Genomic DNA, 21,718 nt, shown 5'->3' with positions numbered 1-21,718 from the left:
GGATTGTGCAAATTCTGAAACCTGCGCCGTACCTGTGGGAGCGGGCGTGCCCGCGAAAGGACCGGACCTGCTTACCGCTTCCTCCCAGGAAGCATTGACAGCCCTGCCCCATCACAGGCATTGTCTGACAACCTGATAACTAGGCAACCGTTTCCATGCTAGAGCTCCAGCGCCCCGACACCCTGGTAGACCGGGTCGTCAGCGCCATCCGCGCCGAGATCGACTCCGGCCGCCTGGCCGCCGAATCGCGCCTGCCCACCGAACAGCAACTGGCCGAACAGCTGAATGTCAGCCGCTCGGTGGTGCGCGAGGCGGTGGCGCAGCTCAAGGCCGACGGCGTGCTGATCGCCCGGCGCGGGCTCGGCTCCTACATCTCGCAAACACCCGCCGGTACCGTGTTCCGCTTCCCCGGCAGCAATGGCCGCAAGCCGGACCTGGTGCAGATGTTCGAAATGCGCCTGTGGATCGAAACCCAGGCCGCCGCCATCGCCGCCCGCCGCCGCGACGAGCAGGACCTGGCCCACATGGCCAAGGCCCTGCAGGAAATGCTCGACAAGCGCACTGACTTCGCCACCGCCTCGGCCGCCGACGTGGCCTTCCACCGAGCGATTGCCGAAGCCAGCAAGAACGATTACTTCGTGGCCTTCCACGACTTCCTCGGTGGCCAGCTGGCCAGTGCCAGGCGCACCGCCTGGGAAAACTCCGCTGCCCACTCGGTGGGTGGTTCGGCCGATGCCAATCGTGAACACCAGGCGCTGTACCAGGCCATAGCCGATGGCGACCGCCAGGCGGCCGCGGCCTGCGCCGAAGCGCACCTGCGTGCCTCGGCCAAGCGCCTGAAGATCGACCTCCCCGCCCTCGACTGACCCCGGAGAAACCGACGTGGCCTGACGCGGGCCTTTTTTACGCATTACTTAGTCTGACAACCTGATAAGCAGATCCACCGACAAGAACACCAAGGTACCCCTGCATGACTTATGACTACTGCATCATCGGCGGCGGCATCGTCGGCCTTGCCACCGCGATGGCCCTGCTCGAACAACGCCCGGGCGCATCCCTGCTGATCCTGGAGAAGGAAGCCAGCCTCGGCCGCCACCAGACCGGCCACAACAGCGGGGTGATCCATGCGGGCATCTACTATGCGCCTGGCAGCCTGAAGGCCGAACTGTGCAAGCGCGGCGCCCAGGCGACCAAGGACTTCTGCACCGAGCACGGCATTGCCTTCGAAGTCTGCGGCAAGCTGCTGGTGGCCTCCAATGACCTGGAAGTGCAACGCATGCAGGCGCTGTACGAGCGCTCGCAACTGAACGGCCTGAACGTCGAGCGACTGGGTGCGGCCGCACTGGCCGAACGTGAGCCGAACATCGTCGGCAAGGGCGCGCTGTTCCTCGATGCCACCGGCATCGTCGACTACACCCAGGTGTGCAACGCCATGGCCAAGGTGATCCGCCAGGCTGGCGGCGAAGTGCACCTGTCCACCCGCGTGCGTGCCATCCAGGAGCATGCCGACCATGTCGCCGTCGGCACCGACAGCCACACCTGGCGCGCCCGCCAGCTGGTGGCCTGCGCCGGCCTGCAGTCCGACCGCCTGGCGCGCCTGGCCGGGGTGAAGATCGACCACCAGATCATCCCCTTCCGCGGTGAGTACTACCGCCTGCCGGCCGGCAAGAACCAGATCGTCAACCACCTGATCTACCCGATCCCCGACCCGGAGCTGCCATTCCTCGGCGTGCACCTGACGCGCATGATCGACGGCAGCGTCACCGTCGGCCCGAACGCCGTGCTCGGCTTCGGTCGCGAAAACTACCGCAAGTTTTCGCTCAACTGGCGCGACGTCGCCGAGTACGCCAGCTTCCCAGGCTTCTGGAAAACCCTCTGGAACAACCTCGGCTCCGGCACCACCGAGATGAAGAACTCGCTGTTCAAGCGCGGCTACCTGGAACAGTGCCGCAAGTACTGCCCGTCGCTGCAAGTGGAAGACCTGCTGCCCTACGAGGCGGGTATTCGCGCCCAGGCGGTGATGCGCGACGGCACCTTGGTGCATGACTTCCTGTTCGCCGAGACCCCGCGCATGGTGCATGTCTGCAATGCCCCGTCGCCGGCTGCCACCTCGGCCATTCCGATCGGCCAGATGATCGCCGCGAAGATCCTCAAGGCCCGCTGAAATCTGCTTCACCCACAACTACAAAGACAATAAGGAACCCCCCATGTCGGTACATGAGGCGGCCCCGGCCGCGCACGAGACCCCGCAACAGCAACGCAAGCGCCTGCGCAAGGTGGCGGCGGCGACCATCTTCGGCTCGATGCTGGAGTGGTACGACTTCTACCTCTACGCGACGATGGCCGCGATCGTGTTTTCGAAGATCTTCTTTGATGCCAGCAACCCGGCGGTGGCCTCGCTGCTGGCCTTCTCCACCTTCGCCATCGGCTTCATTGCCCGCCCCTTCGGCGGCATTCTGTTCGGCTACCTGGGCGACCGTTTCGGGCGCAAGCATGTGCTGGTGATCACCTTTTGCATGATGGGCGTGTGCACGGCGCTGATCGGGCTGATCCCAAGCTACGCCAGCATCGGCATCTGGGCACCGATCCTGCTGGTGGTGATCCGCATCATCCAGGGCCTGGGCGCGGGTGCCGAGCTGTCCGGCGCGGCGGTGACCTCCTATGAACATGCCAGCGAAGGCAAGCGCGGCAGCCAGGGCGCCTGGCCGGCGCTGGGGCTGAACCTGGGGCTGCTGCTGTCGTCGCTGACGGTGTACCTGCTGACCATGAACGGTAACGAATTCCTCCTGGCCGGCGGCTGGCGCATCCCGTTCATCGCCAGCATCGCCCTGGTGGCGATCGGCCTGTGGGTGCGCAAGAGCATCCCGGAGACACCGGACTTCAAGGAGCTGGACAAGGCCGACAGCAGCAAGCCACAGGTGTCGCCATTGAAACTGCTGTTCAGGAACGACCTCAAGGGCCTGGCCGTGGTGTTCTTCGTGGCCATCGGCTACAACGCCCTGAGCTACATCTTCAAGACCTTCTCGCTGGCCTACCTGACCCAGTTCAAGGGCGTGGAGGCGCATGTCACCTCGCTGTCGGTGACCATCGCCAGCCTCGTGGCGATATTCGCCGTGCCGTTCTTCGGCTGGCTGTGCGACCGCTGGAGCAGCAAGACCGTGCTGATGCTAGGCGGGGTCCTGTCGGCAGTGTTCGCCTACCCGTTCCTGCAGCTGCTGGGCACCGGTGAGCCCACCCAGATCTACATCGCCATCGCGATCGGCACCGGCATCCTCGCGCCGATGATGTTCGCCCCGCAAGGTTCGTTCCTCAGCCGCCAGTTCCCGACCCAAACGCGCGCCTCGGGCTTCGGTACAGGCCGTGAGATCGGCACGGCGGTGGCCGGTGGCCTGGCACCGCTGGGCGGCCTGGCCCTGGTGGCCGGCTCGGCGACCCATTCCACCGATGGTGTAGCGCTGATCCTGGCAATCGCCGGGGTGCTGGTCGTAGTGTTCGCCCTGTGCGACCAGGGGCGCAAGCACTCCGCCTCGAAGAACTGAGCCGATAAGCGTGCGGGCGCGCCCTGCAGCGACTGTGGCAGCGATAAAAATCCCGCCCTTCATTGGTCGGCGCCCCCCTGGATAGATTAAAGTATCAGCCCCTGCCAGGTCGTCCGCGACCTGGCGCAAACCCAGGAACCGCCACCGATGGAACACCGTGAAGCGCTGATCGCGCTGCGCACCTTTCTTTCCTCCCAGATCCTAGGCCAGGAGAAGCTGGTCGAGCGGCTGTTGATCGTGCTGTTGGCCGACGGCCACATGCTGGTCGAAGGGGCCCCGGGTCTGGCCAAGACCAAGGCCATCAAAGAGCTGGCCGAAGGCATCGAGGCGCAGTTCCATCGCATCCAGTTCACCCCCGACCTGCTCCCCGCCGACATCACCGGCACCGAGATCTATCGCCCGGAAACCGGCAGCTTCGTGTTCCAGCAGGGGCCGATCTTCCATAACCTGGTGCTGGCCGATGAAATCAACCGTGCCCCGGCCAAGGTGCAGTCGGCGCTGCTCGAAGCCATGGCCGAACGCCAGGTCAGCGTGGGCCGCAGCACCTACGACCTGTCGCCGCTGTTCCTGGTGATGGCCACACAGAACCCGATTGAGCAGGAAGGCACCTACCCGCTGCCCGAAGCCCAGCTCGACCGCTTCCTGATGCACGTGAAGATCGGCTTCCCCGATGCCGCCGTAGAGCGCCGTATCCTCGCCCAGGCCCGTGGCGAAGCACTGGGCGGCGAAGTGAAGCCCGAGCGTCGGGTCAGCCAGCAGGCAATCTTTGCCGCACGCAAGGAAATCCTCGGCCTGTACATGGCCGACGCCGTGGAGGAATACCTGGTGCAACTGGTGATGGCTACCCGCACCCCGGCCAAGTTCGATGCCGAGTTGGCCGACTGGATCGCCTACGGTGCCAGCCCGCGCGGCTCGATCGCGCTTGACCGCTGCGCCCGTGCCCATGCCTGGCTGGCCGGGCGCGACTTCGTCAGCCCCGAGGACATCCAGGCGGTGCTGTTCGATGTGCTGCGCCACCGCATCATCCTGTCGTTCGAAGCCGAAGCCGCAGGGATCGATCAGGACCGCGTGGTCCAGCGCATCCTCGACGTCGTGGCCGTCGCCTGACCCATGCCCACCGCGCTGCAGGCCGAACCCGGCATCCGCATCGGCCTCGCCGAACTGATCGACATGCGCCACCGCGTGCGCGAGATCCAGCTGTTTTCCCGCCCTGGCCAGCGCAGCCCGCTGGTCGGCCTGCACCATTCCAAACTGCGCGGGCGGGGCGTGGACTTCGACCAGGTGCGCGTGTACCAGGCCGGTGACGATGTACGCAACATCGACTGGCGCGTCACCGCACGCACCCAGGAACCGCACACCAAGCTGTTCCACGAAGAACGCGAACGGCCGATTTTCATCCTCGTCGAGCAGAGCCAGCGCCTGTTCTTCGGCTCGGGACTGATGTTCAAGTCGGTGCTCGCAGCCGAAGCTGCCGCGCTGTTCGGCTGGGCCGCGCTGGGCCACAACGACCGTATCGGCGGGCTGGTGTTCGGCGATAACGAGCACCACGAGATCAAACCCCGGCGCAGCAAGCAGAGCCTGCTGCAGTTGCTCAACCGCCTGGCCAAGGTCAACCAGGCCCTGCACACCGAAGCCGCGCCCCAGGCCGACAGCCTTGGCTTGGCCCTGCGCCGCGCCCGTGAGGTGTTGCGCCCTGGCAGCCTGGCCATTGTCATCTGCGACGAACGCTCGCTCAGCGCCCAGGCCGAGCAACACCTGGCCATGCTCTCGCGCCATTGCGACCTGCTGCTGATGCCGGTGTCCGACCCGCTCGACCACGCCCTGCCCGCCGCCGGCCTGCTGCGCTTCGCCCAACGCGGCGCGCAGCTGGAGCTTGACACCCTGGACGCCAACCTGCGCCAGGCTTACCGTCACCAGGCCGAAGCTCGCATCGAGCGCTGGGAGCTGATGGCTCAGAAGCTGCGCGTGCTGCTGATGCCGCTGAGCACCCAGAGCGAGATGATCGAACAACTGCGCGAATACCTGAACGCCCAGCGCCCCGGGAGTGGCCAGTGAACCCGCTGGACCAGCTGCAACCGCTGATCGCACCGCCAGCGATCGGCCTGTGGCCGCCGGCACCGGGCTGGTGGCTGTTGCTTGCGCTGTTGCCGCTGCTGGTCTGGGGCTTGTGGCGGTTGCGCCGCTGGCGGCCGGGCAAGCGCCCGGTGGTACGCGCCGAGTTGCCGCTCGACCCGGTGCGCCTGGAAGCGCTGGCCGAACTCGCCCGCCTGCCGCGCCCCTACGACGGCGCACCGGCCGGCGCCTGGCTGCAGCAGATCAACGCCCTGCTCAAGCGCCTGTGCCGCAACCACTACCCCGGTGCCAACAGCCATACCTTGAACGGCCGCCAGTGGCTGGCCTTTCTCGACAACCGCTGCCCGGCCGCCGGCCTGACCCGCTGGATGGTGCTGGTCGAAGGCGCCTACAAGCCCGAGTGCAAGCTCGACGACAAGGCTATCGTCGGGCTCAGCCAGGCGGTCGAAACCTGGATTCGCAAACATGTTTGAGCTGGCCTGGCCGTGGATCTTCGTGTTGCTGCCGCTACCGTGGCTGGCGCGCCTTTTGCTGCCCGCCGCCGACAGCGGCGAGCCGGTGCTCAAGGTCGGTTTCCTCGACGAACTGGAGGGCCTGGCCGGGCGCCGCGCACGGCTGAACCTGCCGACCCTGCGCCAACAGGCACCGTATGTGGTGATCTGGCTGTTGCTGCTGCTGGCCGCCGCGCGCCCGCAATGGCTTGGCGAGCCGGTGCCGGTGGCCTCCAGTGGCCGCGACCTGCTGGTGGCAGTGGATGTCTCGGGCTCGATGGACTTCCCCGACATGCAGTGGAAAGACGAAGACATCAGCCGCCTCGACCTGGTCAAGGCACTGCTCGGCGACTTCCTGCAAGACCGCGAAGGCGACCGTGTCGGCTTGATCCTGTTTGGCAGCCAGGCTTACCTGCAAGCCCCGCTGACCTTCGACCGGCGCACCGTGCGCACCTTCCTCGACGAGGCGCAGATCGGCATCGCCGGCAAGAACACCGCCATCGGCGACGCCATCGGCCTGGCGGTCAAGCGCCTGCGCCAGCGCCCGGCGCAAAGCCGGGTACTGGTGCTGGTCACCGATGGTGCCAACAACGGCGGGCAGATCCACCCACTGACAGCCGCCCGCCTGGCTGCCCAGGAAGACGTGCGCATCTATACCATTGGTATCGGCGCCAACCCCGAGGCCAGCGGTACCCCCGGCCTGCTCGGCCTGAACCCGAGCCTGGACCTCGACGAAGCGTCACTCAGGGAGATTGCCGAAATCACCCACGGCGCCTACTTCCGCGCCCATGACGGCGCTGAGCTGAACGCCATCGGCGATACCCTCGACCAGCTTGAACCGGTGGCCCAGCAGCCAACCCAAGCGCGTACGGCCAAAGCCCTGTATGCCTGGCCGCTGGCCTTGGCCCTGCTGCTCAGCGTGTTGCTGGTGGTGGCAGTGCAATGGCCCGACAACCTGCTGCACAAGGTGCTGCGCAGACCCCGCTTCCTGCAACCCCATCCGGAATGGCGCCAGCGCCTGAAACGCCTGCGCCTGAGGAAACGGCGATGATCGATCTCTGGCCACAATGGTTGCGCCCGCTCTGGCTGCTGGTCGTGCCCCTGCTCGGCTGGCTGCTGTTCAAGCTCTGGCACCGGCGCAAACGTGCCGGGCGCTGGCAGATGATCCTGCCGCCAGCGTTCCACCCGGTGCTGCTCGGCGGTGGCAGCGGCAGCAACAGCAAGCTGCCCTGGGTGGCCCTGGGCCTGGCCTGGTTGCTGGTGGTGCTGGCCCTGCTCGGGCCGAGCTGGCAGCGCCTGGAAGAAACCCGCCAGCGCCCCGCCGACCCGCTGGTGATCCTGCTCGAACTGACCCCGCAGATGCTGGCCGAGGATGTTACGCCCAACCGCCTGGAACAGGCGCGACGCAAGATCCTCGACTTGCTCGAACACCGCAACGACAGCCAGACCGCGCTGATCGTCTACGCCGGCAGTGCGCACACGCTGGTGCCGCTGTCGGATGACCTCGGCACCACGCGCAACCTGCTGGAAGCCATCGACCCATCGATCATGCCCAAACCGGGCCAACGCGCCGACCTGGCCGTGCAAAAAGGCCTGGCCCTGCTGGCGCAGAGCGGCCTCGGCCAGGGCCGTCTGCTGCTGGTCGGCTCGGCGCTGAGCGCAGCGGAGCGCCAGGGCATCAGCCAGGCCCTCGGCCGCCAGGGCCCGAGCCTGCTGATGCTTGGCATCGGCACCGGCGACGGCGCGCCAGTGCGCCAGGCCAATGGCGAATACCTCAAGGATGACCAGGGGGGCATCCTCCTGCCACGGCTCGACAGTGCCAGCCTCAAGGCCTTCATCAGCGGCACCGGCGGGCGCTACCGCCATGCCCGCATCGACGACCTCGACCTGCGCGGCCTTGGCCTGTTCGACAACCCGCGCCGCCTGCACGATGCCGGCCAGACCCTGCAGCTGGACAGCTGGGCCGACCAGGGCTACTGGCTGTTGCTGCCATTGTTGTTGCTGGCCGCTTGTGCCGGGCGCCGCGGCTGGCTGTTCTGCCTGCCGCTGCTGCTGGCCCTGCCACAACCGAGCCAGGCCTTCGAGTTCAACGACCTGTGGCTGCGCCCCGATCAACAGGGCCAGATGCTGTTGGGCAAGCAGCGCCCGGCAGACGCCGCCCGGCATTTCCAGGACCCGCAATGGCGCGGCATGGCGCTGTACCAGGCCGGCGACTACGCCGCTGCCGCCGAAGCCTTCGCCCAGGGCGACAGCGCCGCAGCCCACTACAATCGAGGCAATGCCCTGGCCCGTAGCGGCGAGCTGGAAGCCGCCCTGGATGCCTACGAACAGGCCCTGGAGCGCCAGCCCGACCTGCAGCCGGCACTGGCCAACCAGGCGCTGGTGCAACAGTTGCTGCAGCAACGCGAGGCCCAGGCCGAGGAACAACCGGCCGAGAGCGACGCCCAAGGCACTCCGGGCAGCGAAACCGAAGGCAACAGCAGTTCGGCCAGCAGCCCTGCCCAGGGCACGCCTGCGAGCGAAGAACAGGCCAGCGCCGAACAACCCGGTGAAGGCAGCAACAACAGCCAGGCGGCGCCTGGCAACCAGGGCGGCGATGACGACAGCATCACCCAGCCGCCGCAGCGCCCGGTATCGACCAGCCTCGATGCCGAGCAGCGTCAGGCTCTGGAACAATGGCTGCGCGAGATCCCCGACAACCCGGCGGAGCTGTTGCGGCGCAAATTCTGGTATGAACAGCAATTGCATCAGGAAAACACACGATGAGTCGCTTCGGCGTCTTTGTTCTTGGCCTGTTGTGGGCCATCATGGCCCAGGCCCTACCCACGCTGCAGGCCAGCGTCGACCGCACGCGCCTGGAGGCCGGCGAAACCCTCGAACTGACCCTCGAAAGCCAGGACGTGACCCAGTTCGGCAAGCCTGATTTGCGTGCCTTGGAAGGCGACTTCGAAGTGCGCGGCACGCGCCAGTTGAACAGCTTGCACACCCTCGACGGCGAAACCCGCGCCAGCACCCGCTGGATCATTACCCTGCTGCCCCGGCGCAGCGGCAGCCTGCGTATTCCCGAACTGCAACTGGGCCAGTCGCACAGCCAGGCCATCGACCTGCAAGTGCTGCAGGCCGACAGCAGCCGCCCGGAAGTCGCCTCGCAAGTCTTCGTCGAAGCCACCCTGGACAGCAACGAGGTGTACGTCCAGGCACAGGCCGTGCTGACCCTGCGCATCTACCACTCGGTGTCGCTGTACGACGACAGCAGCCTGAGCCCACTGCAGCTGGAGAATGCCAAGGTCGAGCCGCTGGGTGAGTCGCGCACTTACGAGAAGGAAATCAACGGTGTGCGCCACGGGGTGATCGAAACCCGCTACGCGGTGTACCCGCAGCAGAGCGGCGACCTGGACATCCCGCCGCTGACCTTCACTGCCACCGCCGCCGACAACAGCCAGCAACCTGCCAGCACCGCCCGGGTCGGCCGCCAGGTGCAGGTCAGTTCGCTGCCGCTACGCCTGGCAGTACGCCCCATCCCCGCTGCCTGGCCGGCCAACGTGCCCTGGCTGCCGGCGCGAGGCCTGAGCCTGGAAGAACACTGGAATCCAGACCCGGCGAGCCAGCAACCTCAGATTGGCGACTCATTGACGCGCAGCATCACCCTGCGCGCCGAAGGCCTGTCGAGCACCCAGCTGCCACAACTGCCCGCCACCGAGATCGTCGGCCTGCGCCGCTACCCGGATCAGCCGGTGCTGCGCAACGAGATCAACGAACGCGGCATGACTGCCAACCGCGAAGAGCGTGAAGCGCTGGTGCCGACCCACAGCGGCAAGCTGGCCCTGCCGGCCGTGGAAGTCACTTGGTGGAACACCCGCGAAGACCATCTGGAGCAGAGCAGCCTGCCGGCGCGCATGCTGGATGTGTTAGACAACCCGGCGCTGAGCGCCGACTCCCCGGTTGGCGACCTTGGCGGTGCGAATCAGCTGCTGTGGCCCTGGCAGCTCGCCACCCTGCTGTTCGCCCTGACCACTGTGCTCGGTTTCGCCCTGTGGTGGCGCGCCCGCTCGCAACCAGCGGTGTTGCGTGCTGCGCAGAACGGGCCGAGCCCGCGTACTTTGCTGGATGACCTCAAGCGCGCATGCCAGGCCAACGACCCACAGGCTACCCGCCAGGCGCTCGATGCCTGGGCGCGGCAGCAGCCGGAGACCCTGGCTGAGATGGCGGCGCGGTTCGTGCCGTTGTCGGATGCGCTGGACGGGTTGAACGGGGCGCTTTATAGCGAGAGTGGGCAGTATTGGCAGGGGGAGGATCTGTGGCGGGCGATCGGCACGATTCCGCCGGCGGAGCAGGTATTGTTGCCTGCGGGCGAGAGTGGGAGTTTGCCGCCGCTTTATCCGAAGTGAGGGTTTGGGTTTGGAAGTCATGCCTTGGGATCTTCAGCGCTCTTGAGATCGAGCGCCGCCCGCGCGGCGCTCGATCTCACAGGCGCTGAGTCTCTCCCGCCAGGCACCTCTAAGCCCTTTCGCGCGCTACAAAGCCTTCAAATGAAACGCAAGCCCTCGAACGGGTTCCAGCCTTGCTTGCCCGTGGTCTGCTTCAGGTAATAAGCATAGTTGGTGAGAATCCCGTACATCACGTTGAACGCCACGTTGATGCCAGTATCCAGCGCCTTCGGCATGACGATGCCAGTCACATTCTGGAAAATCTCGATCACCAAGGTGATCGCCACAATGATCCCCAGCAGGGACAAGTTCTTTTTCCACAGACCCAGCACAAACAAGTAGATAGGGCCGAAGAAGAAGGCGATGAAGTTCATTCCGATCAGCAGCCTTTTGCCGAAGGGCGCAGCTTTCAGGGCGGCCTTGTAGGCGGCGCTGCTCGGGCTGCCGTGCTGATCGAAGAAAGCGAAACGCTCCTGCCATTTCGGCTTGAGGTTGCCAGTGCTGGATTGGGTTTGCGGGATGCCTTCCATGGGGAGCTCCGTGATGATCGTCCGTGGGTGTGAATGGCCTGGAATTTGGCCGGTTCCGAGGCTAGTTCAAGATTGGTTCAAGGGCAAGCCTGCAACTCGGGTAGCGTGAGAGCCAAGTCACGAAACGGCCGTAACACGATGAACAGTTCAAACCACTGACTCTCCCGCTCGAAGTTGTGCAGCCGTTTGGACAGGCGAAGCGGGGTCACTCCCTACCGACTTAGCGACATGGACAATGCGCAACACTGGCAGTAAAGGATTATCAAAGTTGCCGAGCGCATCCATCATGGGCGTCTCAGTGTCTCGCGAACTGTCAAACTCCAATTTTTTTCTTTTGGGTAAGTGATTGTATTTGGTCTTCGCCAAGTCTTGAGCGATGGTTAGTTGCTGCTCGTACAAAGGCAAGGCACGATAACCGTTGCCCAAGAGGTAACTTGCCAACTCAACGACCAGCCGTTCACCATTGAAACCAAGTGCAGTCTTTTTGCCGGGTCGTGCGCAGTACCCGTACACCGTATAGACCTGTGCCAGGTTTGCCGTCGCCTCGCATCATGCGGCTGAGATAGGTAAATTGCCCAAGCACAATTTTTCAGCCATCAACAACAGCAAGGCAACTGACAAAAATGCCAGGCGAGCGCTGTTGCAGAACAATGACCGCATCACGGTTGCCAGTTGTTCATCGGCCTATCCGCACTGCCATGCACCCCGACGCAAGCTTGAGTTACCATACCGCCCTTGCGCAACGCCCACCTCCCAAGCCAAGCCCCGGCTTGCTGACTCGACACCAACAGGTCATCCATGCGTCTGTTTCACACCTCCGACTGGCATCTGGGCCAAAGCCTGCACGGCCAGGAACGCGACTTCGAACACGCTTGCTTCCTCGACTGGCTGCTCGGCCAGCTGCGCCTGCGCCAGCCAGACGCGCTGCTGATCGCTGGCGACATCTTCGACACGGTCAACCCGCCGGTCAAAGCCCAGGAGCGGCTTTACGACTTCATCGTCCAGGCCCACGAGCAGCAACCGAAGCTGGACATCGTGATGATCGCCGGCAACCACGACTCCGGCTCGCGTATCGAATTGCCGGCGGCACTCATGCGCCGCCTGCGCACCCACGCGCTGGGCCGGGTGCATTGGCTCGACGAAGGCCAACTGGACGCCGAGCGCCTGCTGATCCCGCTGACCAATGGCCGTGGCAAGGTCGCTGCCTGGTGCCTGGCCCTGCCCTTCCTGCGCCCGGCCGAAGTGACCGGCCCGCAGCTGGGCGACGACTACCTGCAAGGCATCACCCAGGTGCACCAGCAACTGATTGGCGCGGCGCAGAAGAAACGCAAGAAGGACCAGGCGCTGATCGCCATCAGCCACGCCCACATGGCCGGTGGCGCGGTGTCCGAAGACTCCGAGCGCAGCCTGATCATCGGCAATGCCGAGGCACTGCCAGCCAAGCTGTTCGACAAGTCGATCAGCTACGTGGCGCTCGGCCACCTGCACAAGCCGCAGAAGGTCAACCGCGAAAACCGCATCCGCTACAGCGGCTCGCCGATCCCGCTGTCGTTCGCCGAAATCAACTACCCGCACCAGGTACTGGAAGTCGAACTCGAGGGCAGCGAGCTGGTCAGCGTCGAGCCGCGCCCGGTGCCGCGTGCGGTGGCCCTGCAGCGGGTCGGCCCGGCGCCGCTCGGCGAACTGCTCGAACAACTGGCCGAGCTGCCGGTGATCGACCTGCTCGAAGACCCCAACCGTCAGCCTTGGCTGGAGGTGCGGGTGGTTCTCGACGAGCCGCAACCCGACCTGCGCCAGCAGATCGAAACCGCGCTTCAGGGCAAGGCCGTACGGTTGATCCGCATCAGCGCCGAATACGCCGGCCGCACCAACAGCGAAGACGACGACCTGCAATTCGTCGAGTTGGCGCAGATGACCCCACAGGACCTGTTCAGCCGCGCCTGGGAACAGGCCTACGGCAACCCCGTCGACGAGCAGGCCCTGGCCGATTTCGCCCTGCTGCTGCAGGACGTCCAGCTGGAAGAGGAACAGCCATGAAGATTCTCGCCATCCGCCTGAAGAACCTGGCATCCCTGGTCGGCCCGGTCGATATCGACTTCACCGCCGAGCCCCTGGCCAGCGCCGGCCTGTTCGCCATCACCGGGCCTACCGGCGCCGGCAAGAGCACCCTGCTCGATGCCCTGTGCCTGGCCTTGTTCGGTACCGTGCCGCGCCTGAGCGACATCGCCCGCGAAGCCAAGGTGCCGGATGCCGACGGTGAAATCCCCACGTCCGACCCGCGCAACCTGCTGCGCCGGGGCACCGGCAGCGGCTTTGCTGAAGTCGACTTCGTCGGCATCGACGGCCACCGCTACCGCGCCCGCTGGGAAGCCAACCGCGCCCGCGACAAGGCCAACGGCAAGCTGCAGTTGAGCCGCCAGAGCCTGTATGACCTGGACAGCGAACAGCTGCTGGGCAGCGGCAAGAACGAATACAAGCAACTGATCGAAGCCCGCCTGGGCCTGAATTTCGAGCAGTTCACCCGCGCGGTGATGCTGGCACAAAGTGAGTTCGGCGCCTTCCTCAAGGCCGACGACAAAGAACGCAGCGAGCTACTGGAAAAGCTCACCAACACCGCCATCTATACCCGCCTCGGCCAACGTGCCTTCAGCAAGGCGCGGGAAGCTGCAGACACCTACAACGCCCTCAAGGAGCGTGCCAGCCACCTCCTGCCGATGGCCGCAGAGGCCCGCGCCGAACTCGACCAGCGCCTGGAACAGGCATTGCAGCAGTTCAAGGCCGACCAGGCCGGCGAGCGCCAACTCGAGCAGCAACGCAACTGGTTCAATGAACAACGTCAGCTGCAGGCCCAGCACGGCGAAGCCAGCGCCACCCTTCAAGCAGCCGAACAAGACTGGCAACAGCTGGCTGAGCAACGCCTCGACCTGCAACGCCTGGAGCGCCTGGCGCCGCAGCGCCACCAGTTCCACCGGCAGCAGACGCTCGGCGCGCAACTGGCACCACTGGTGGCACAAATAGCCGAGCAACAGCGCCAGCAAACCGAATTGCAAAGGCGCACCGTGGAGCTGGAACACGCATCGCTGGCGTCTCAGGAGGCCCTGGCACAACGCCAGGCCTTGCACAGCGAAAATGCCCCGCGCCTGCGCCAGGCCTTCGCAGCCCAGGACCACCTGATACGTCTTGACCAGGAACTGGCGGGGCAGCGTAGCGCCTGCGAGCTGGCCACCCAGCAGCTTGCCGAAGGCCAGCAGCAACTGCAGCAAATGGAAGCAAACCAGCAGCGCAGCCAGCAGCAACTGGCCCAGATCGACAGCGCCCTGGCCGACAGCCAGCATTTGGCCGGCCTGGCCAATGCCTGGCAGGCCTACCTGCCACAACTCAAGCAGGTGATGCTGATCGGTGGCCGCCTGGCCAAGGGCCGGGAAGAGCTGCCTGGCCTGCAGGCCCAGGCCAGCCAGGCCAATGTTCAATTGCAGGCCCTGCGCGAGCACTTCGAGCTGCTGTTCCGCGAAGCCAAGGCCGAACCACAGGCCCTGGCCGAACAGATCGACCTGCTCGGCAACATGCTGCAGGACAACCGCAAGCAGCAACGCGCCGTCGAAGAACTTTCGCGCCTGCACGGCCGTGAACAGGAACTGCGCCAGCAGCTCGATGCCCTGCGTGAGCGTCAGCAGCAGGCCATGCAGCAACGCCAGCAACTGATCGGCGAAGGCACTGCGGCCAAGGCCGAGCAGGAAGCTGCCGAACAGGCGCTCAACCTCACTCGGCAGTTGCTGGAGCGCCAGCGCCTGGCGCGCACTAACAGCGTCGAAGAGCTGCGCGCCCAGTTGCGCGACGGCGAGCCCTGCCCGGTATGTGGCAGTGCCGAACACCCGTTCCATCAACCCGAGGCCCTGCTGCAAAGCCTCGGTCGCCATGACCATGCTGAAGAAGCAACCGCGCAGAAACAGGTCGAAACCCTCAACGGCAAGCTGGTCGACCTGCGCACCCAGCTGGGCGTGGTCAACGCTCAGCTCAAGGACCATCAACAGCAACAGCAGCAACTTGCCGAACAGGTACAACCGCTGGTGGCCCAGCTGCAGTCGCACAGCCTCTGGCCCGCCCTCGCCCCGCAGGACGACAAGGCCCGCAGCGCCTGGCTCGACAGCCAGCTGCGGCGCCTGGACGAAGAGATCGGCAAGGACGAGAAGCGCCAGAGTGCCCTGCTTGCCCTGCAAAAGGATGCCGCGCGCCTCAACCAGCAACTGCAGGCGGCGCAGGAGGCCCAACAGCAGGCCCAGCGCCATCTCGACCAGCAGCACCAGGCCTTGGCCAGCGATGAACAACAGCTTAGGCAGGGCCTGGACGGCCTGGCCAACGTGCTGCCGGGTGATGTGCTCAAAGCCCTCGGCGATGATCCGGCCAACGCTTTCCTGGCCCTCGACCAGCAAATCGCCCAGCGGCTGCAGCAACTGGAGCAGCGCAAGGACGAGCAGGAAGAACTGCAGGCACGCCAGGTGCAACTGGACAAGCTGCGCGATCAGCAGCAAGCCCGCGAGCAAACCCTGGCACACGTGCAGCAGCAGCTCGCCGCCCTCGAAAGCCAACGTCAGCAGGCCCAGGCCGCGCTGGCCGAGCTGCTCGGTGAGCAGGCCAGCGCCGAAGCCTGGCACCAGCACATGGACAGCCAGCTGGAGCAGGCCCGTGCCATCGATGCGCAAACCGCCCAGCACCTGCAGGATCTGCGCACCCAGGGCGTGCAGCTGGCCAGTGAAATCAAGGCCAATACCCAGCAACAGCAGGTACTGGAAAGCGAGTACCAGCAGCTGCAGGGCGACATCGCCCAGTGGCGTGCCGAGCATCCAGAGCTGGACGACGCCGGGCTGGATCGCCTGTTGGCTATCGACGACGCCCAGTTGGGCGAGCTGCGCCAGCGCCTGCAACTTGCCGAGAAGGCCGTCGAGCAGAGCCGTGTGCTGCTCCAGGAGCGCGACCAGCGCCTGCAGCAACACGCCGCGCAGATGACCGTCGAATCGTCGGCCGAAGACCTTGAGCAAGCGCTGGGCGAACTGCGCGAGCGCTTGGCCGGCCATGAGCAGCAATGCGCCGAATTGCGCGCGCAGCAGGCCGACGATCAGCGTCGCCAGCAGGCGAGCCAGGCGTTGGCCGGGGAAATCGAGCAGGCCCACCAGCAATGGCAGCGCTGGGCGCGGCTGAACGCGCTGATCGGCTCGGCCTCGGGCGACGTGTTCCGCAAGATCGCCCAAGGCTACAACCTCGACCTGCTGCTACATCACGCCAACGCCCAGCTGCGCCAGCTGGCGCGCCGCTATCGCCTCAAGCGCGGTGGCAGCGCCCTGGGCCTGCTGGTGCTGGACACCGAGATGGGCGACGAGCTGCGCTCGGTGCACTCGCTGTCTGGCGGTGAAACGTTCCTGGTCTCGCTGGCCCTGGCCCTGGGCCTGGCATCGATGGCCTCGAGCACCCTGCGCATCGAGTCGCTGTTCATCGACGAAGGGTTCGGCAGCCTCGACCCTGAGTCGCTGCAACTGGCGATGGACGCCCTCGACGGCCTGCAGGCGCAAGGCCGCAAGGTCGCGGTGATCTCTCACGTGCAGGAGATGCACGAGCGCATTCCGGTGCAGATCCAGGTGCGCCGCCAGGGCAATGGCCTGAGCGACGTGGAGGTGTGCGGGTGATCCTCTACTCGTTCCGCCGCTGCCCGTGGGCGATGCGTGCGCGCCTGGCGCTGCGCTATGCCGGCTGCGCGGTAGAGATTGTCGAGGTGGCGATGAAGAACAAGCCGGCAGAACTGCTGGCCTTGTCACCCAAGGGCACGGTGCCGGTACTGGATACCGGCGCCGCGGTACTGGAAGAGAGCCTCGACATCATGCGCTGGGCGCTCGAGCAACACGACCCACAGGATTGGCGCCTGCACGCCGACCCGGCCGCCGCACAGCATGCCGAGGTACTGATTGCCCGCAATGACAGCACGTTCAAGGCGCAGGTGAACCTGTACAAGTACGCCGAGCGCTACCCTGAGTATTCCCGCCAGCACTATCGCCAGCAGGCCGAAGCCTGGCTGGCGGAGCTGGAACAATTGCTCGAAGGCCGGCCGTACCTCCTGGCCGCTCACCCGAGCCTGGCCGATGCCGCCCTGTTGCCCCTGATGCGCCAGTTTGCCGGGGTCGAACCGCAGTGGTTCGCCGAGGCGGCTTATCCGCAAGTGCGGAGCTGGCTGGAGGGGTGGTTGGCTTCGGAGCTCTTCAACTCGGTCATGGCTCGCTAAAGCGCTTCAGGCTGCAACTCGGTCTCTGTGGGAGCGGGCTCGCCCGCGAACACCGGCAACGCCGGTGCCACACACCGCGGTGTCTGCTTCGCGGGCATGCCCGCTCCCACAGTGACCGTGCAAGGCCTCAATCAGTGGCTGTGCTTGCCACTCAAGGCCGCATGAAAGTTGGCGCTCTGGCGCAGGTACTGCTCGGTGTAGCTGTGGGTGGACGTGGCCTTGCGGGTATCGGCATGGGCATGGGCCGGCAGCACGACGGAAGCGGAGATGGCAGATGCGGCAATCACAGGGAAGAGATTGAAGTTCATGGTGGCTGACCTCGACAGATGTGGTTTGACGTTCAGCCGCTTGGGCCTTGGGTCAAACTTACGCCGCTGAGGTCGCCCGCAGAAATTCATTGCGCTGGTAAGGGTTATCACCGCTATCGATAGTCAATCGATGAACTTGAGATCCGAAGGCGCATCCTGCTTGAAGTTCTGCACCGTCTCGCCAAGCTTGCCGCTGCGCGGGTCGCGGCGCATGACCACGATCTGGTTGCTCTTCTGGTTGGCCACCAGCAGGAAGTTGTCGCTCGGGTCCAGGGCGAACTCCCGCGGGTGGTCGCCTTCCACCGAACGGCGCTGCAGGAAGGTCAGCTGGCCATCGTCCTTACCCACGCTGAACACCACGATCTCGTTCGCCGTGCCGCGGTTGCTGACATACAGGAAGCGCCCGTCCGCCGACAGGTGCAGGCCACCCGAAGCCTTGGCGGCGGCATCCTGTTGCTCGGTCAGCGGCAGGCGCTGACGCTCCAGCAAGGCAGCGTCCTTGACGTCGAACATCACCACTTCGCCGCTCATTTCCAGCGTCAGGTAGGCATGCCGGCCCTTGGCATCGAACAGCAGATGCCGCGGCCCGCTGCCGGGCGGCAGGTCCACCGACGCCGGGATCGCCGGGGTCAGTGGGTGATCGGCGCTGGCACCGTCGTAGCGATAGATGAAGACCTTGTCGGCGCCCAGGTCGCAGGCATACACATGCAGGCCATCCGGTGACAGCACCAGCGAATGCACGTGGGCTCCGGCCTGGCGCTCAAGGTTGACCTTGCTGGGCGTGTGCTGCAGCTGCTGGACCACGTCCTTGAGCTTGCCGTCCTTGGCCACCGGGATCACCACCAGGCTGCCGCCCGGGTCGGGGGCAACGGCGTAGTTGGCCACGAACAGGTAGCGCTGGTCACGGCTCAGGCTGGCATGGGTCGGTTCATCACCACGGCTGGCCACCTGGTTCAGCGGCTTGATCTCGCCCTTGGCGCTGACGCTGAAGCTGCTGACTTGGCCGTTCGGGGTTTCATTGACCGCGAACAACTGGCGCTGGTCGGCTGACAGCACCAGCCACGACGGACTGACGCTCTTGACCACCTGTTGCGGCGTCGGGTCGATCTGCCCGGTCTTGCTGTCGAACGCGTAACGGTAGATGCCCTGGCTCTGGCCATCGGTGTAGCTGCCCACCAGCAACGTGGCGGCGTGGGCGGTGATTGTCAGGCTCATCAGGCTAGCGGTCAGCAGGCTCGTCCAGATCGGGTTCATCGTCGTCTTCATCCGGGGCGCGAAAGGCACTCATACAGACTAGACGATGCTCGCCCTGAGCATCGTTGAGTTGCCATTCATCATTGGCACCGACGGCGGCAGCGATCTGCTCGGGGGTGAAGGACCAGCGGCGAAGTTGGCGGCCGTCCATGCACTCGATGGTCAGGCCGGATTCGTCGCAGGTGAAGTCGAAGGCGTGCAGGCCGTCGATCAGGAGCATGTCGCAGGATGCGAGGGCGGTGGCGAGGGGAGACATGGGGGTACCTGTAAGGGATGTGCCGGGATTATAACCCCTGGGGCTGCTTTGCAGCCCATCGCGACACAAGGCCGCTCCCACAGAAGATCGCATCCATTTGAAATCATGCGATCTCCTGTGGGAGCGGCCTTGCCGGGGCGCCGGACCGGTCGGAAAGGGCCGCGAAGCGGCCCCCAGCGATTCAATGGGCGAAAATGGAGCCCCCCTCCTTGCCCACCATCTTCTCCGGCTTGATCAGGAACCGCGCCAGTGCTGGCAGCAGCCACAGCGCGCCGAACATGTTCCACAGCAACATGAAGGTCAGCATCAACCCCATGTCGGCCTGGAACTTGATCGCCGAGAAGATCCAGGTGCACACGCCGATCGCCAGGCACAGGCCGGTGAACAGCACCGCTTTACCGGTCGAGCGCAGGGTCTGGTAGTAAGCCTCCTGCAACGGCAGGCCGGCACGCAGGAAGCTTTCAAGGCGGCTGTAGATGTAGATACCGTAGTCCACGCCGATACCCACGCCCAGGGCCACCACCGGCAAAGTGGCGACCTTGACGCCGATGCCCATGAACGCCATCAGCGCGTTACCCAATACCGAAGTCAGCACCAGCGGCAGCACGATGCACAGGGTCGCGGCGAACGAGCGGAAGGTGATCATGCACATCACCGCCACGCACAGGTAGACCAGGATCAGGATGGTCAGCTCGGCCGACTTGATCACTTCGTTGGTGGCCGCCTCGATCCCGGCGTTACCCGCCGCCAGCAGGAACTGCAGGTCCTCCTTGTCATGGCTGTCGGCAAACGCCTTGGCCACCGCAGTGACACGCTCCAGGGTCTCGGCCTTATGGTCGTTGAGGAACACCAGCACCGGCGCCAGCGAGCAGTCGGCGTTGTACAGGCCGTCGGCGCGGGCGATGGAGTTGTTGAGGATGTCCGGGTTGCGTGAAAGCGTCTCCCACTTCAAGCTGCCCTCGTTCATGCCCTTGATCACCTGCTTGGACACGGTCACCAGGGAGATCGCCGACTGCACGCCGGGGGTGTTCTGCATGGTCCACATCAGCTCGTCGATCGGCGCCATGGTCGAGTGGATCGAGCAGCTCTCTGCCGGTGTCTTGACCATGATCACCAGTACGTCGGAACTGGTCGAATAATTGCTGATGATGAAGTTGTTGTCCTGGTTGTAACGCGAATCCGGGCGCAGCTCCGGCGCGCCCTGGTCAAGGTCGCCGATCTTCAGGTTCTGGCTGTACCACAGACCGCCGGCAAAGGCGATCAGCGCCAGGGTGATGGACACCGGGGCCACCTTGGCGCTGGCAAAGTTCGACAGCAGGCGCCAGAACGGATGCTCGCGGGTCGCGTCCTTCTTGCTGCGCTCGATGGCCTTCTTGCTGATGCCGACGTAGGAAATGGCCACCGGCAGCAGAATCAGGTTGGTGAACACGATCACCGCCACACCGATGGACGCGCCGATGGCCAGTTCGCGGATCACGCCGATGTCGATGATCAGCAGGGTGATGAAGCCCACGGCGTCGGCGAGGATGGCGATCATTCCCGGCAGGAACAGTTGACGGAAGGTGCGCCGGGCGGCGGTCAAGGCATTGTCGGCGTCACTCGACTGCAAGGCGATGCCGTTGATCTTCTGTACCCCGTGGGAAATGCCGATGGCGAAGATCAGGAACGGTACCAGCATCGAGTACGGGTCAAGGCCGAAGCCCACGGCATGCATCAGGCCCAGTTGCCAGACCACCGCCACCAGGGTGGTGATGAGCACGGCGATGGTGCTGCGGATGCACCAGGTGAACCAGTACAGCAGGACCCAGGTGATCACCAGGGCCACGCCGAAGAACATCGCCACCATGACAAGGCCGTCGATCAGGTCGCCGACCTTCTTGGCGAAGCCGATGATGTGGATCTTCACGTTGGGGTTCTGTGCCTGGAACTTGTCGCGGATCTTCTCTTCCAGCTGGTGCGAGAACTGCTGGTAATCGAGCTTGACCTGCTTGCCAGGGTCCTGCGGGTCGGGGAAGCTCTCCAGCAGCGGCACGTCGACGATGCTGGACTTGAAGTTGTTGCCCACCAGGCGCCCGACCTGGCCGGACTTGAGCACGTTGTCGCGCAGGGTGTCGAGGCTGTCCTGGGAGCCGTTGTAGGTGTTGGGGATGACTTCGCCGCCGGAGAAGCCCTCCTCGGTGACCTCGCTCCAGCGCACGCTGGGGCTCCACAGCGACTTGAGGCCGGCGCGGTCGACCCCGGGGATGTAGAACACCTCGTCATGGATCTGCCGCAGCGTTTCCATGTAGTCCTTGTCGAAGATGTCGCCGTTGACCGCCTCGACCGAAATGCGCACGGTGTTGCCGAGGTTGGCCAGGTCGTTGCGGTGCTCCATCATCTGTTCGATGAACGGGTGCTGCAGCGGGATCATCTTCTCGAAGCTGGTCGAGGGGCGGATCTGCGTGGCCTGCCAGAACAGGAAGATGCTGACCAAGAGGCACAGGGCGATGACCACCGGGCGGTTGTTGAAGATCAGGCGTTCGAGCAGCGTGGCCTTGTCCTGATGGTGCGGGTGCATGGTAATGCTCTCCCT

The 21,718-nt window shown here is 65.1% G+C and carries 17 protein-coding genes; 12 read left to right on the top strand and 5 right to left on the bottom strand.

Annotated elements, in window-relative coordinates:
- Positions 1-155: 155 nt before the first annotated feature.
- The 9 genes from APH33_RS14375 (at position 156) to APH33_RS14335 (ending at position 10,491) form a co-directional block, all read left to right on the top strand.
- Positions 156-866, top strand: a complete 711-nt coding sequence (locus APH33_RS14375; protein WP_054885782.1) for a FadR/GntR family transcriptional regulator — start codon at positions 156-158, stop codon at positions 864-866.
- Positions 867-970: 104 nt separating this feature from the next.
- On the top strand, positions 971-2,164 hold the full coding sequence (gene lhgO / locus APH33_RS14370; protein ID WP_054885781.1) for an L-2-hydroxyglutarate oxidase: 1,194 nt from the start codon (positions 971-973) through the stop codon (positions 2,162-2,164).
- 43 nt (positions 2,165-2,207) lie between these two features.
- On the top strand, positions 2,208-3,539 hold the full coding sequence (locus APH33_RS14365; RefSeq protein ID WP_054885780.1) for an MFS transporter: 1,332 nt from the start codon (positions 2,208-2,210) through the stop codon (positions 3,537-3,539).
- Between the two features lie 147 nt (positions 3,540-3,686).
- Complete coding sequence (locus APH33_RS14360) at positions 3,687-4,646, top strand: MoxR family ATPase (RefSeq protein ID WP_027919334.1); 960 nt, start codon at positions 3,687-3,689, stop codon at positions 4,644-4,646.
- Positions 4,647-4,649: 3 nt separating this feature from the next.
- Complete coding sequence (locus tag APH33_RS14355; protein WP_054885779.1) at positions 4,650-5,594, top strand: DUF58 domain-containing protein; 945 nt, start codon at positions 4,650-4,652, stop codon at positions 5,592-5,594.
- Positions 5,591-6,085, top strand: coding sequence for a DUF4381 domain-containing protein (locus tag APH33_RS14350; protein ID WP_027919336.1), 495 nt, complete (start codon positions 5,591-5,593; stop codon positions 6,083-6,085). The genes APH33_RS14355 and APH33_RS14350 overlap by 4 nt, the downstream gene beginning before the upstream one ends.
- On the top strand, positions 6,078-7,154 hold the full coding sequence (locus APH33_RS14345) for a VWA domain-containing protein (RefSeq protein ID WP_054885778.1): 1,077 nt from the start codon (positions 6,078-6,080) through the stop codon (positions 7,152-7,154). The genes APH33_RS14350 and APH33_RS14345 overlap by 8 nt, the downstream gene beginning before the upstream one ends.
- Positions 7,151-8,869 (top strand): tetratricopeptide repeat protein, encoded by a 1,719-nt coding sequence (locus APH33_RS14340; RefSeq protein WP_054885777.1) that lies wholly within the window; start codon positions 7,151-7,153, stop codon positions 8,867-8,869. The genes APH33_RS14345 and APH33_RS14340 overlap by 4 nt, the downstream gene beginning before the upstream one ends.
- Positions 8,866-10,491 carry a BatD family protein gene (locus APH33_RS14335; RefSeq protein WP_054885776.1) on the top strand — a complete coding sequence of 542 codons (1,626 nt, stop codon included), beginning with the start codon at positions 8,866-8,868 and terminating at the stop codon, positions 10,489-10,491. Before APH33_RS14340 ends, APH33_RS14335 begins: the two co-directional genes overlap by 4 nt.
- 137 nt (positions 10,492-10,628) lie before the next feature.
- Here the strand turns inward: APH33_RS14335 and APH33_RS14330 are convergent, their stop codons facing one another.
- A complete protein-coding gene (locus APH33_RS14330; protein WP_054885775.1) occupies positions 10,629-11,060 on the bottom strand; it encodes a DUF2628 domain-containing protein in 432 nt (143 codons plus the stop codon).
- A 798-nt stretch (positions 11,061-11,858) separates the two neighbouring features.
- On the opposite strand from APH33_RS14330, the gene APH33_RS14325 reads away from it, so the two are divergent.
- Genes APH33_RS14325 through APH33_RS14315 form a run of 3 tightly spaced genes read left to right on the top strand, consistent with a single transcriptional unit; the run spans position 11,859 to position 17,328 of the window.
- Positions 11,859-13,097: an exonuclease SbcCD subunit D C-terminal domain-containing protein gene (locus APH33_RS14325; RefSeq protein ID WP_054885774.1), complete on the top strand. Its 1,239-nt coding sequence runs from the start codon at positions 11,859-11,861 to the stop codon at positions 13,095-13,097.
- The gene (locus APH33_RS14320) at positions 13,094-16,738 is read left to right on the top strand and encodes an AAA family ATPase (protein WP_054885773.1); all 3,645 of its coding nucleotides are present in this window, start codon (positions 13,094-13,096) and stop codon (positions 16,736-16,738) included. Before APH33_RS14325 ends, APH33_RS14320 begins: the two co-directional genes overlap by 4 nt.
- Positions 16,735-17,328, top strand: coding sequence for a glutathione S-transferase (locus APH33_RS14315; RefSeq protein WP_054885772.1), 594 nt, complete (start codon positions 16,735-16,737; stop codon positions 17,326-17,328). The genes APH33_RS14320 and APH33_RS14315 overlap by 4 nt, the downstream gene beginning before the upstream one ends.
- A gap of 131 nt (positions 17,329-17,459) precedes the next feature.
- Here the strand turns inward: APH33_RS14315 and APH33_RS27415 are convergent, their stop codons facing one another.
- From APH33_RS27415 to APH33_RS14300, 4 genes are all read right to left on the bottom strand, one after another.
- On the bottom strand, positions 17,460-17,636 hold the full coding sequence (locus tag APH33_RS27415; RefSeq protein WP_176510170.1) for a hypothetical protein: 177 nt from the start codon (positions 17,634-17,636) through the stop codon (positions 17,460-17,462).
- Positions 17,637-17,759: 123 nt separating this feature from the next.
- Positions 17,760-18,890 (bottom strand): lactonase family protein, encoded by a 1,131-nt coding sequence (locus APH33_RS14310; protein ID WP_177332395.1) that lies wholly within the window; start codon positions 18,888-18,890, stop codon positions 17,760-17,762.
- The gene (locus tag APH33_RS14305; protein WP_054885770.1) at positions 18,856-19,146 is read right to left on the bottom strand and encodes a DUF5629 family protein; all 291 of its coding nucleotides are present in this window, start codon (positions 19,144-19,146) and stop codon (positions 18,856-18,858) included. The genes APH33_RS14310 and APH33_RS14305 overlap by 35 nt, the downstream gene beginning before the upstream one ends.
- A 181-nt stretch (positions 19,147-19,327) precedes the next feature.
- Positions 19,328-21,703: an RND family transporter gene (locus APH33_RS14300; RefSeq protein ID WP_054885787.1), complete on the bottom strand. Its 2,376-nt coding sequence runs from the start codon at positions 21,701-21,703 to the stop codon at positions 19,328-19,330.
- Between the last annotated feature and the right edge of the window lie 15 nt (positions 21,704-21,718).

The organism is Pseudomonas sp. NBRC 111130 (assembly GCF_001320485.1).
GTDB classification, from domain to species: domain Bacteria; phylum Pseudomonadota; class Gammaproteobacteria; order Pseudomonadales; family Pseudomonadaceae; genus Aquipseudomonas; species Aquipseudomonas vlassakiae.
This window is presented reverse-complemented; position numbering and strand designations above follow the sequence as displayed.